Source organism: Mannheimia cairinae (assembly GCF_028649535.1).
Lineage (GTDB): Bacteria > Pseudomonadota > Gammaproteobacteria > Enterobacterales > Pasteurellaceae > Mannheimia > Mannheimia cairinae.
The window spans coordinates 1-11,930 of record NZ_JAQSJE010000006.1; the positions used below are offsets into that span (position 1 = coordinate 1).

12 protein-coding genes are annotated in these 11,930 nt (G+C 38.2%); 3 read left to right on the forward strand and 9 right to left on the reverse strand.

Going from position 1 to position 11,930, the window contains the following annotated elements; all coding sequences use genetic code 11:
- Positions 1-429: 429 nt before the first annotated feature.
- From frdD to frdA, 4 genes are read right to left on the reverse strand one after another with little or no spacing between them, the layout of a single operon-like run.
- On the reverse strand, positions 430-777 hold the full coding sequence (gene frdD, locus PTQ27_RS06355) for a fumarate reductase subunit FrdD (RefSeq protein ID WP_273749361.1): 348 nt from the start codon (positions 775-777) through the stop codon (positions 430-432).
- A gap of 13 nt (positions 778-790) precedes the next feature.
- Positions 791-1,183 carry a fumarate reductase subunit FrdC gene (gene frdC / locus PTQ27_RS06360; protein ID WP_273749362.1) on the reverse strand — a complete coding sequence of 131 codons (393 nt, stop codon included), beginning with the start codon at positions 1,181-1,183 and terminating at the stop codon, positions 791-793.
- 9 nt (positions 1,184-1,192) lie between these two features.
- Positions 1,193-1,924 carry a succinate dehydrogenase/fumarate reductase iron-sulfur subunit gene (locus tag PTQ27_RS06365; RefSeq protein WP_273749363.1) on the reverse strand — a complete coding sequence of 244 codons (732 nt, stop codon included), beginning with the start codon at positions 1,922-1,924 and terminating at the stop codon, positions 1,193-1,195.
- Positions 1,925-1,939: 15 nt separating this feature from the next.
- Entirely contained in the window at positions 1,940-3,742 is a 1,803-nt protein-coding gene (gene frdA / locus PTQ27_RS06370; protein ID WP_273749364.1) for a fumarate reductase (quinol) flavoprotein subunit, read from the reverse strand.
- Positions 3,743-4,070: 328 nt separating this feature from the next.
- Here frdA and epmA point away from each other — a divergent pair, with 328 nt between their 5' ends.
- Both epmA and rarD read left to right on the forward strand, forming a co-directional pair.
- The gene (gene epmA, locus PTQ27_RS06375) at positions 4,071-5,054 is read left to right on the forward strand and encodes an elongation factor P--(R)-beta-lysine ligase (protein ID WP_273749365.1); all 984 of its coding nucleotides are present in this window, start codon (positions 4,071-4,073) and stop codon (positions 5,052-5,054) included.
- Positions 5,055-5,108: 54 nt separating this feature from the next.
- Positions 5,109-6,005, forward strand: a complete 897-nt coding sequence (gene rarD / locus PTQ27_RS06380) for an EamA family transporter RarD (RefSeq protein WP_273749366.1) — start codon at positions 5,109-5,111, stop codon at positions 6,003-6,005.
- Here rarD and PTQ27_RS06385 read toward each other — a convergent pair.
- The 4 genes from PTQ27_RS06385 to murJ form a co-directional block, all read right to left on the reverse strand.
- Positions 6,002-7,177, reverse strand: coding sequence for an MFS transporter (locus PTQ27_RS06385; protein WP_273749367.1), 1,176 nt, complete (start codon positions 7,175-7,177; stop codon positions 6,002-6,004). The two genes, rarD and PTQ27_RS06385, sit on opposite strands and share 4 nt — an antisense overlap.
- A gap of 149 nt (positions 7,178-7,326) precedes the next feature.
- The gene (locus PTQ27_RS06390; RefSeq protein WP_273749368.1) at positions 7,327-8,601 is read right to left on the reverse strand and encodes an O-acetylhomoserine aminocarboxypropyltransferase/cysteine synthase family protein; all 1,275 of its coding nucleotides are present in this window, start codon (positions 8,599-8,601) and stop codon (positions 7,327-7,329) included.
- Between the two features lie 155 nt (positions 8,602-8,756).
- On the reverse strand, positions 8,757-9,224 hold the full coding sequence (locus tag PTQ27_RS06395; protein ID WP_273749369.1) for a methyltransferase family protein: 468 nt from the start codon (positions 9,222-9,224) through the stop codon (positions 8,757-8,759).
- A gap of 8 nt (positions 9,225-9,232) precedes the next feature.
- Positions 9,233-10,807 (reverse strand): murein biosynthesis integral membrane protein MurJ, encoded by a 1,575-nt coding sequence (gene murJ, locus PTQ27_RS06400; protein ID WP_273749370.1) that lies wholly within the window; start codon positions 10,805-10,807, stop codon positions 9,233-9,235.
- Positions 10,808-11,123: 316 nt separating this feature from the next.
- Here murJ and rpsT point away from each other — a divergent pair, with 316 nt between their 5' ends.
- Positions 11,124-11,387: a 30S ribosomal protein S20 gene (rpsT, locus tag PTQ27_RS06405; RefSeq protein ID WP_273749371.1), complete on the forward strand. Its 264-nt coding sequence runs from the start codon at positions 11,124-11,126 to the stop codon at positions 11,385-11,387.
- Between the two features lie 131 nt (positions 11,388-11,518).
- On the opposite strand, the gene mscL is transcribed toward rpsT, so the two are convergent.
- Positions 11,519-11,917, reverse strand: coding sequence for a large-conductance mechanosensitive channel protein MscL (gene mscL, locus PTQ27_RS06410; protein WP_273749372.1), 399 nt, complete (start codon positions 11,915-11,917; stop codon positions 11,519-11,521).
- Positions 11,918-11,930 lie beyond the last annotated feature (13 nt).

An 11,930-nucleotide genomic window follows, 5' to 3' on the forward strand; every position in this document is an offset into this window, starting at 1 on the left:
TAATCGCTCAATAAACTGCCTAGCTAAAGTTTACATATTACTTCAAAAGTAAAAATGAATTTCTAGTTTAAGCACCTATTAAGACTTCAAGTTTTAAAAATATTTTAAACAAAGTCAATCAACAAGTGCCCACACAGATTGTCTGATAAATTGTTAAAGAACAAAAAAGAACGACGCACTGTATTTTCAATTGCTTCACAACAGTGCGTCGTTGTGTGTGGTGCATTATAGAGATTTTTTAAATACGTGCAAGTATTTTTTGTAAAAATTTGTAAAAAATCTTTCTTTTGAAGATATTTAATACAAACAGAATATTTTACAAGCAAAACAAGCTTGTTTTTTAATTGCAAAAGAATTCTTAAATTAAACCGCTTGCTAAAATAAAACAAAAAGGGCTATTCCAATATTAAAAATAGCCCTTAATCTCCGTTAAATTTGTACTACTGCAAAAATAACTAATATTGAATATAAGACTGATAAGCCATAGAAAATTAAAGCACTTGCTGGTACGTGAATTTTTAAATCGTGTAATACAAGATGTAATCGATGCATACCTGTCCACATTGGGAAAATAGCTAACACTAAAATAGCTAATTTACCAATCCAAGTTTGGGCAAATGCAATAATATTATCTGGTGAAACTAAACCAAATGGTAGCAATAATCCAATAATGAAAATAACAACAGGGAAAAGTAATGCACTTACCATTCCACCAGCACTAAACATTAGCCATACAGGTGGTTCATTAGAACGTTTTGGGTTTTGATCAATACTCATTTTATTCCCCTTATTAAATATAAACTAAAACTAAGGCAATTAAGCTGATGATACCAGTTGCAGCCCAAAGTATATTTCTACCGATTGTCGCTGGTAAATATTTATCTTTTACCATTACTGACATTACATGTGGTGTCATCACAAATAAAGTAGCTGCGTGATAAAGCATTGCTGCAAGAGAAATTATATTTAAAACCACCACTAATGGATTTTGTAAAAAGCTTACAAAGTCAGAGGCAAATGTTCCTTTGCTTAATGCAATTGCCCCATAAAACAATACAATGCAAAACCAAACTGTAAGAAGACAGGTTGCTTCACGCACCATATACATTTTATAGAAATCGAGTTTTTTCCACCAAGTGGCTTTCATTTCACGTACATAAGGTTTACGTTTTGTTGCAGACATTTCTTCCTCCTATCTCGGTTTAATCATTGAGATAACATAATCTTTTGCACTTTCAAGTTTGCCTTGATTCACTGCGGTTGCAGGACCAACGTGTTTCGGACAAACTTCTGAACAATAGCCAACGAATGTACAGCTCCATACCCCATTTTTGCTACTGAGCAATTTCATTCTCTCTTCACGGCCATTATCACGGTTATCAAGATTATAGCGATGTGCAAGCGTAATGGCTGCCGGTCCAATGAATTCTGGGTTTAAGCCAAATTGTGGACATGCTGCATAACATAAGCCACAGTTAATACACATTGAGAATTGACGATATTTTTCTAATTGTGCCGGTGTTTGTTTCGTACGCTCACCTTCTGGTGCTTTATTGTCGATAACATATGGTTTAATTGCTTCAATGCTATCAATAAAGTGGCTTAGATCTACCACTAAATCTCGCTCAATCGGGAAGTTAGCAAGAGGCTCGATACGCATAAAACCACTGTAATCACGTAAGAATGTTTTACAAGCTAGCTTTGGTTTACCGTTTACCATCATCCCACAAGAACCACAGATTGCCATACGGCAAGACCAGCGGTATGAAAGCTCAGGCTCTAATTCGTCTTTAATGAAGCCTAATGCATCCAATAGGGAAGTTTGGCTATCATAAGGCACTTCATATTTATCTAAATGTGGCTCGCTATCTGATTCAGGGTTGTAGCGTAGCACTTCGATGGTCATTTTTTTTAAATTTGCCATTTTATTGCTCCTTCTCTATTGGTTTGCTTGAGCTTCAGCTGCTTTTTTTGCTTTTTCTTGGGCTTCTGCTTCTGCACCATATACACGTTTAGCTGGTTGTGATTTTGTAATTTTCACATCGCTATACTTGATTGTTGGTGTGCCATCAGCATTGTAGTATGCTTGAGTGTGTTTTAAGTAGTTCACATCATCACGCTCAACATAGTCTAAACGTTGGTGTGCACCACGAGACTCTTTACGTTCAACCGCTGAACACGCAATAGATTGTGCCACATCTAAGATAAAGCCTAATTCAATTTTGTAGAGTAGATCGGTGTTAAACACACTTGATTTATCTTTAATGCTGATATTTTTATAACGCTCTTTTAGCTCTTGAATTTTGTTTACAGTACCTTCCATACTTTCTTGTGTACGGTAAATACCACAACCTTCTTCCATTGCATCGCCCATTTGGTTACGAATATCAGACCAAGATTCATTACCTTCTTGATTTGCTAATGTGTGTAAACGAGCAACAATATCTTGAGCCTGAGCATCAATTTGAGCTTGGTTACGAGAAGTTACCTCTAATGCACGACGAGCTGCATTCTCACCAGCAACTTTACCGAATACCACTAATTCTGCTAAAGAGTTAGAACCTAAGCGGTTTGCTCCGTGTAAACCCGAAGAAGCACATTCGCCTACAGCAAATAAGCCTTTGATTGAAGTTTCTGCATTCATATCTACTTCAATACCACCCATTGTATAGTGAACTACTGGGCGAACTGGGATAGGAGCAGTAACAGGATCAACACCTTCATAAGCACGAGCTAATTCACAAATAAATGGTAAACGCTCAAGTAAATGTTTTTCCCCTAAATGACGTAAATCAAGGTGAACCACATCAACGCCTTTTGCGGTTTTTAATGTGTTGCCTTTACGCCACTCTTGCCAGAATGCTTGAGAAACTTTATCACGAGGACCTAACTCCATATATTTATTTTCAGGTTTACCCACTGGTGTTTCTGGCCCTAAACCATAATCTTGCAGATAACGGTAGCCATCTTTATTTACTAAGATACCACCTTCGCCACGACAACCTTCAGTCATCAAGATCCCTGTATTTGGTAAGCCGGTCGGATGATATTGCACAAATTCCATATCACGTAGAGCAACACCGTGACGATATGCCATTGATAAGCCATCACCTGTTACAATACCGCCATTGGTATTAAAGCGATAAGTACGGCAACCGCCACCTGTTGCAATCACAACAGCATTGGCATTGATTTGGACTAATGAGCCTTCCATCATATTCATCGCCACACAACCACGAGCTTCGCCATTGTCGGTTAAAATATCTAATACAAAATGCTCATCAAAACGTACGATATTTGGATATTTAATCGAAGTTTGGAACAAAGTATGTAAGATGTGGAAACCGGTTTTATCCGCCGCAAACCAAGTACGCTCGATTTTCATTCCACCGAAACGACGTACATTTACTTCGCCATCTTCACGACGGCTCCAAGGACATCCCCAACGCTCTAATTGGGTCATTTCAAGTGGTGAATGTTCCACAAAATACTCTACGATATCTTGTTCACATAGCCAGTCGCCACCGCCTACCGTATCATTAAAGTGATTATCATAAGAATCGGTATCTTTAATTACTGCCGCCGATCCACCCTCTGCCGCCACTGTATGGCTACGCATAGGATATACTTTTGAAATTAACGCAATTTTCAAATTTGGATTTGCTTCAGCTGCTGCAATAGCGGCACGTAAACCACCACCGCCAGCACCAATAATTGCCACATCAAAATTAACACTTTGCATAATGCACTCCGAAAGTTAAATAAACCTATTCATTAAAAGTCATTGTATTGTGCCATTATTTAAGCAATGAAATAACCCGTTTTTACAATTTTTTAACATAAAAAGTATGATTTTGTGATCTACCTCAAAAAAGGTAATTGTGTATATTAAAGTATTGAGAATCGCTCTTAATTAAAACCATATTTTCCATACTTAATAGCGACAACATTCACATTGTTTCAAAAATGTTAATGAAAAATTCATTCTAATTTTATTTAGTTTAGTTGCTAGGGTTAAGTCCTGTTTTGCGTTAAAATACACACTCAATTTTCTCAAGCGGTCAAATTTTATGAATACTTTACAACTTGATAACATCGACTGGAAACCAAGCACATCTATTTCCCATCTTATTCAACGTTCAAAAATGATGGTAGAGATCCGTAAATTTTTTACAGATCGTGGACTTCTAGAGGTTGAAACCCCCATTCTAAGTGAATTCTCAGTAACCGATGTGCATCTTTCTACCTTTAGCACACAGTTTCTTTCGCCCTTTTCTAGCGAAGCCAAAACCCTGCATTTAATGACAAGCCCTGAATATCATATGAAGCGTTTGTTAGCAGCGGGTAGCGGGCCAATTTTCCAAATTGGTAAAGTGTTCCGTAATGAAGAAAGAGGGAAGCACCATAACCCTGAATTTACAATGCTTGAATGGTATCGCCCACATTTTGATATGTACCGTTTAATCAACGAAGTGGACGATTTGCTTCAACAAATTTTAGATTGTGAACCAGCAGAATCTTTTAGCTATCAGTTTGTTTTCCAAACTTATGTTGGATTCGATCCGCTCTCTGCGACCAAAGCACAATTAGTCGAGAAAGCTCGCAAACACGGCTTACAATGTGAAGATGATGAAAATCGTGAAACTTTACTACAATTCTTATTTAGTGAAATTGTGGAAGCTAATATTGGTAAAGATCGCCCAACTGCAATTTATCACTTCCCTTCGGCACAGGCAGCACTGGCACAGATCAGTTCGGAAGATCACCGTGTAGCTGAACGTTTTGAGTTTTATTACAAAGGATTAGAACTCTGTAACGGTTTCCACGAGCTAGACGATGCCGATGAGCAGATCCGCCGTTTTGAGCAAGATAATATCCAACGAGAAAAAATGGGGCTTCCGACACAAGAATTAGATGTGAGATTTCTAGCCGCATTAAAAGCAGGTATCCCAAACTGTTCCGGCGTGGCATTAGGGGTTGATCGCTTACTGATGATTGCAATGGGTGTGGATAAAATTGAAGAAGTTATTTCATTTGGTATAGAACACGCTTAATTTTGCAAAAAGTTCTCTTTTTTGACCGCTTGTATTCATTTTTAGGAAAACAAAATGAAGTTTTCAAACAAATTACAAGGGTGGCACTATGCCCTCTTGTGCTATATGACCTGGGGAACCTTTCCCATCTATTGGTATCCGATTAATCAATCGGCAATGCCTGCCGAGCAAATTCTCGCTCAACGAGTCGTTTGGTCTGCTCTGTTTGCCATCTTTCTGCTACTACTCTTCCAACAAGGGCGAGCAGTGGTTAATGCTTTCAAACAGCCCAAAGTGTTAGGGATTTTTTTCCTATCCTCTTTTATGATTGGGCTAAATTGGTTGGTTTATTTATGGGCGATAGTCAATGAACATATTTTAGATGCAAGCCTTGGCTATTTTATCAACCCCATTTTTAATGTCTTTCTTGGCTGGCTTGTGCTTAAAGAAAAATTAAATAAAGCTCAATTATTAGCCTTAATGTTTGCCATTGCAGGTATTTTATGGCTTGCCATTCCTGCAGGGCAAATTCCGTGGGTTGCATTAATTTTGGCTGGTAGCTTTGGCATTTATGGGCTTATCCGTAAACTTGCCCCAATGGAGCCTTTATCAGGTTTAGCTTTAGAAACGTTGCTGATGTCGCCTTTTGCGTTGGCTTATCTCTTTTTTTGCTATACACAACACACCCTTGTATTTGGCGAGCTAAACACCTTGCAAATGACGGTATTACTCGGTTCAGGGGCTGCAACTACCATTCCATTACTGTGGTTTGCAATGGGTGCTAGACGAATTTCAATGTCGCTTTTAGGTATGTTGCAGTATATTTCACCAACCTTACAATTTTTGTGCGGAGTACTGATTTTTAATGAAAAACTCTCCGCAGAACGAATGGTTGGCTACGCTTTAGTGTGGGTAGGGGTCGCTATTTTCTTACTTGGAATGCGAGCGAAAGCAAAATACGCTAAGCCTTAAGCTTTTCGTTTTGGTAACCACAGTGCGGCAACCCCTAATAACGGCAAATAGGCACACAGATTAAAAATGGTTTCTAAACCATATTTGTCTGCAAAAAATCCAAGTGCGGCCGCACTTAATCCGCCAATACCAAACATTAAGCCAAACATTGTGCCTGAAATAAGCCCAACCCTGCCAGGTACTGCCTCTTGAGCATACACCACCATTGCTGAAAATGCCGAAGACATAATAAAACCCGCAAAAATCGCACAGATGATTGTCCAAAATAGATCCGCATAAGGAATATATAAAGCAAAAGGAGCCATACCGAGAAAAGAGAACCAAATTACCGCATTTCGCCCAATACGATCGCCAATTGGGCCGCCAGCAAAAGTCCCTGCTGCAACAGCACCTAAAAAAGCAAATAGATAAAGTTGGGCTTGAGCAATATCTACCTGAAACTTTTCCATTAAATAGAAGGTGAAGTAGTTACTTAAATTCGCAATATAAATAAATTTTGCCAGCATTAATACAGCAATAATAATTAAGGCTCTTGCCAATAATTTACCGTGCAATCGTTGTTGAATATGGCCTGACATTGCAATTAACGGCTTTGCTTCAAACTTTACCCAAAGGCTGATTTTATATAAAACAAACAGGGCAACTAAGGCAATAGCGACTAACCCAACCACTGCATTTTGCCCTAACGGCACAATACATAATGCAACCACCAAAGGCCCTAATGCCGAACCGCTATTTCCGCCAACTTGGAATAGGGATTGTGCCGTACCAAATTTTCCGCCCGATGCCATTCGAGCCACTCTTGATGCTTCAGGGTGAAAAGTCGCAGAACCTATTCCCATTAATGTAGCCGCCACTAATAGTAAGGTAAAATTAGGAGCAAAGGCTAAAAGTAAAATCGAAAAGAGTGTCACCAACATTCCTATCGGCAATAAATAAGGTTTAGGATATTTATCGGTATAAAGCCCAATACCTGGTTGAATAATAGAGGCTGTTATCTGATAAATTAAGGAAATTGTGCCAATTTGAGCAAAAGTTAGCTGATAATTTTGCTTCAACATTGGATAAATTGAAACCATTACCGCTTGAATCAGATCGTTCAATAAATGAGAAAAAGAGATTAGAATTAAAATGGGTAAAACCATTTTAGGTGCGTTAGTCTGTGTTTGCATTGTTATTTTTCTTAAGTAAATAGTGAAAAACATTCTACTCACAAATCACAGATGTGCAAGTAAGCGGTTAAATTTGAAAGATAATTTGCAACTGTTTTTGTAAAAAAGCGACAACATCAATACACTCTGCTGTCGCCTTATTTTAGCTATTATTTTGCAGCTTCAAACGCTTGGCTTAAATCATCAAGAATATCATCAATATGCTCTAACCCAACACTTAAACGGATTAAGTCGCTTGTTACACCAGCTGCTTCTAATTCCTCATCTGTCATCTGGCTATGTGTTGTAGTCGCAGGGTGGCAAGCAAGTGATTTAGAATCACCAATATTCACTAAACGCAATACTAATTTTAATGCATCAATAAATTTTGCACCGGCTTCACGTCCGCCTTTAATCCCGAAACTGAGTAAGCCCGATGCTCTACCACCAAAATCACGCTCAATTAAAGAATGTTGTGGAGCATCTGCCAAACCTGGGTAATTTACCCAACTTACTTGCGGATGTTTTTGTAAGAACTCTGCTACTTTTAATGCATTTTGGCAGTGGCGTTCTAAGCGAACGGATAAGCTTTCTAACCCTTGTTGGAACATAAATGCCGCAATAGGAGTCATCGCAGCCCCAGTATTTCTTAAGCCAACTACTCGCACGCAGCCGATAAATGCGGCACTGCCTAAAGCGTCGGCATAAACAACACCGTGATAAGAAGGATCTGGCTGAGTTAAAATTGGGTATTTATCTGCTTGTGCTTTCCAATCAAATTTCCCACCATCAATCACACAACCACCAATGGTTGTGCCGTGACCACCCACATATTTGGTTAAAGAGTGAACAACAATATCAGCTCCTAATTCAATTGGACGACAAATCAAAGGTGTCGCAACTGTATTATCTACCACTAACGGCACACCGACTTGGTGGGCATAGTTGGCATATGCTGGTAAATCAGCAATATCAATAGTCGGGTTACAAATACTTTCACAAAAAACTAATTTTGTTTTGCTATCGGCAACTTTTAAAATTTCCTCTGGGTTTGCGTGTTCAATAAAACGCACCTCCACACCTCTGCGTTTTAATGTTTGTGTAAAGTAAGTCACTGAACCACCATAAATACGGTTTGAGGAAATAATATTGTCGCCAGCTTCAGTAAGTGTCTCCACTGCATAAGCGATTGCAGCCATACCACTTGCTGTGGCAACGGCTCCAATACCCCCTTCTAATGCAGCCATTCGTTCTTCCAATACATTCGTAGTTGGGTTCATTAAGCGAGTATAAATATTCCCTGCCACTTTTAAGCTAAATAAATCCGCACCATGTTGGGTATCATTGAATGCATAGCTTGTGGTTTGATAAATAGGGACAGCAACGGCATTGGTTGTAGGATCGGCATGAAAGCCTTTATGTAGAGCAATAGTTTCTGGTTTCATAGAGTAATACCTCTTTTAGTTAGTTTTATTTAACTATAGCAATAGTTATTACTACTCACAAGGAGGTAAAAAATGAAATTAATTCAAGCTAAAGATTAAACTGATTCATTTAGCAGACTGGATTGCAAATTTTCCTAAAAATTCGACCGCTTGCATTACAGCCAACGTCTAACTTCAGATAAATAATCCAAATAAGATTGTCCAAATTTTTTGGAAAGGATTTGTTCTTCTGGTTTAATTTGAAAGTAAGTGATTAACCACATAAATAACGGTACAACTAGCCATGCAAAAATTGAACCTAATAGCAATGCCCAAGCCATTAAACCAAGTAATAGCGAAAGGTACATTGGGTTTCGACTTTTACTGTAAATGCCCCAATTCACAATTTGGTTAGTGTTTTCCGGCTGGAAAGGGCTGTGTGTAGTTTTCGCCTTATGTATTGTAATAAGTGCAAGTAGAGCAATTACCAGCCCTACTCCCCCTACTATTCCACTTAATACCCACACTCCCTTATTTTGATAATCTGGTAAATGGTTAGGTAAAGCTTGTGAAAGTAACCACATCTGCATAGCACAGAAAACAAACCACACCGGTGGTGGTACTTTCAGCTTTAATTTTTGCATATTACCTCCTATGCTGATCTAAAATCTTTTTTGCGAATACCTAATGCAATCACAGAGGCAAAATAACTTCCGGCAGCCAATATAATTAGCCAAACTAACCAATAGATCTTATGCCACAATGTCATCATTACCCACGCTTCTATCTCTGGTGTGAAATAAGCAACTAATGCCCCCATAATACAAGCGGCAATTAATAATTTTAAAACAAAAACAACGGTGGTACGGCTAACTTGGTAGTAACCACTTTTAGATAAATGAAAATAGAGTAAGCTTACATTCACTAAAGCAGAACAAGCCGAAGCTAACGCTAAGCCAATATAACCAAAGAATGGGGCGAAAAGCAGCCCAAAACAGATATTACTAATAGCAGCAATAATTCCAACTTTTACTGGTGTTTTAGTGTTTTGATTGGCATAGAAACCATTTGCTAATACATTAATAAGCATATAGCTATTTAGCCCCAGACACATCACAAACAATGGGTAAGAGGTAGCAAGTACATCATCAAAACCAAATTTACCACGCATAAACATTGTCATAATAATGGGCTGAGCCAATATCATCATTCCAATCATTGCAGGAATACCGAGCAGTAACACCATTCTTACCCCCCAATCCATCGTGTTTTGGAATTCTGTTCCTCGTTGTAATTCGGTAAGCTCTTTATTTTTTGCGATGCGAGCAAGGCTTGGTAATACAACGGTTGAAATGGCAATACCAAACAAGCCTAATGGAAATTCAATTAAACGGTCGGCATAATACATCCAACTAATTGAGCCCGTAATTAAAAACGAAGCGATAACTTGGTTTAATAATAAATTCAGTTGAGTAACAGATACACCGAATAAGGCAGGAATCATTAATTTACGAACCTTTGTTACCCCTTCATCTTTCCAAGCCCATTTAGGTTTAACCAGTAACCCCTCTTTTTTCATAAAAGGAATTTGGAATAAAAACTGTAACAATCCACCTAAAAATACACCCCAAGCGAGAGCAATATCAGGGGATTCAAAATAGTCCATTCCCAACAAAGCAACTGCAATAATCGCAACATTAAGCAATACTGGCGAAAATGCCATCACACCAAATTTACCGATGGTATTTAATACCGCCCCTGATAACGCTACAAAAGTGATAAACCATAAATAAGGGAACGTAATTTTAAGCAAGAAAGAGGCTTGAGTGAATTTTTCAGCATTCGGCCCATCATTTACCCAATCTAAAAACCAGCCTGTACCGAATAATGCTGCGACCACAGGGGAAGCAATCATAGCAACTAAGGTAACGATCGTAACTAATCCACCTAACGTACCAGACACTTTAGCAATAAACTCTCGGGTTTTATCTGGATCATTATCAGCATTATACTCTGCGAGTACCGGCACAAAGGCTTTAGAGAATGCTCCTTCGGCAAATAAGCGACGTAAGAAATTAGGAATACGGTTCGCAAATAAGAAAACATCAGCACTCACGCCTGTGCCTAAAATAGTGGCAACTACAATATCACGAATTAAACCTAACACCCGTGAAATGAGGGTCATACCGCTCACCAAGATCCCCGATCTTAAAAGTTTTTTGCTCATAATATCTCTATTAACATTCGTTTATTAATCAAATAAGGAAAGCAAGCGGTGATATATGCTAAAAAATTTGCAAAATAAATGGAAAATTCAACCGCTTGTAATGTGTTCCTAAAAATCGATCATAATTTTAGCAGTTTGTTATAGGAAAATCAGAAAAAAACTGTTAAAATCTCGCCCTATCGTTTTCTTTTAGTAAAACGGTGTTATTTTCAAGCACGTGTCTCGTTGAAAATGAATTAAAAAACTATCGATAGGCTATATAAACTAAAAATAAGTTTATATCTAATTTTTACACAGATATTTTAGGAGTTTGACCTTGGCTAATATCAAGTCAGCAAAAAAACGTGCGGTTCAATCTGAAAAACGCCGCCAACACAACGCAAGCCAACGCTCAATGATGCGTACATTCATCAAAAAAGTATACGCAGCAGTAGCAGCAGGCGATAAAGCAGCAGCTCAAGCAGCTTTCGTTGAAATGCAAAAAGTTGTAGACCGTATGGCGTCTAAAAACTTAATCCACGCTAACAAAGCCGCTAACCACAAATCTAAATTAGCAGCTCAAATCAAAAAATTAGCGTAATATCGAATAGATATATGAAAAGCCGACTAGCAATAGTCGGTTTTTTCATATCTCTAGCATAGATAAGGCATAGCGGACAAAAGAAAAGGGTTGTTTAAAACAACCCTTTTCTTAATATTTCTATTCAAAAATTATTTTTTCAATAAGTCACGAATTTCTGTTAATAATTTTTCTTCTGCACTTGGCTCTGCAGGTGCTGCGGGCTCTTCTACTGGTGCTTTTTTCATTGAGTTAATCATTTTCACCATACCAAATACCGCTAACGCAATAATTAAGAAATCAAATACGTTTTGGATAAATGCACCGTATTTGATCATTACTGCTTCTACACCTTCTTTTGCGGGTTCAATTTCAATAGCAAGATCTTTGAAATCTACACCGCCAATTAGCCAGCCGATTGGTGGCATTACAATATCGCTTACTAATGAAGAAACAATTTTACCAAATGCACCACCGATGATCACACCGACAGCCATATCAACAACATTACCTTTTACCGCAAATTCACGGAACTCTTTTAAAATACTCATAGGGCTTTCCTTT

Coding starts and splice junctions, on each gene's coding strand:
- epmA (WP_273749365.1), top strand. CDS start 4,071: ATGAATACTTTACAACTTGATAACATCGACTGGAAACCAAGCACATCT.
- PTQ27_RS06395 (WP_273749369.1), bottom strand. CDS start 9,224: ATGCAAAAATTAAAGCTGAAAGTACCACCACCGGTGTGGTTTGTTTTC.
- murJ (WP_273749370.1), bottom strand. CDS start 10,807: ATGAGCAAAAAACTTTTAAGATCGGGGATCTTGGTGAGCGGTATGACC.
- PTQ27_RS06385 (WP_273749367.1), bottom strand. CDS start 7,177: ATGCAAACACAGACTAACGCACCTAAAATGGTTTTACCCATTTTAATT.
- rarD (WP_273749366.1), top strand. CDS start 5,109: ATGAAGTTTTCAAACAAATTACAAGGGTGGCACTATGCCCTCTTGTGC.
- frdC (WP_273749362.1), bottom strand. CDS start 1,183: ATGTCTGCAACAAAACGTAAACCTTATGTACGTGAAATGAAAGCCACT.
- frdA (WP_273749364.1), bottom strand. CDS start 3,742: ATGCAAAGTGTTAATTTTGATGTGGCAATTATTGGTGCTGGCGGTGGT.
- frdD (WP_273749361.1), bottom strand. CDS start 777: ATGAGTATTGATCAAAACCCAAAACGTTCTAATGAACCACCTGTATGG.
- mscL (WP_273749372.1), bottom strand. CDS start 11,917: ATGAGTATTTTAAAAGAGTTCCGTGAATTTGCGGTAAAAGGTAATGTT.
- PTQ27_RS06365 (WP_273749363.1), bottom strand. CDS start 1,924: ATGGCAAATTTAAAAAAAATGACCATCGAAGTGCTACGCTACAACCCT.
- PTQ27_RS06390 (WP_273749368.1), bottom strand. CDS start 8,601: ATGAAACCAGAAACTATTGCTCTACATAAAGGCTTTCATGCCGATCCT.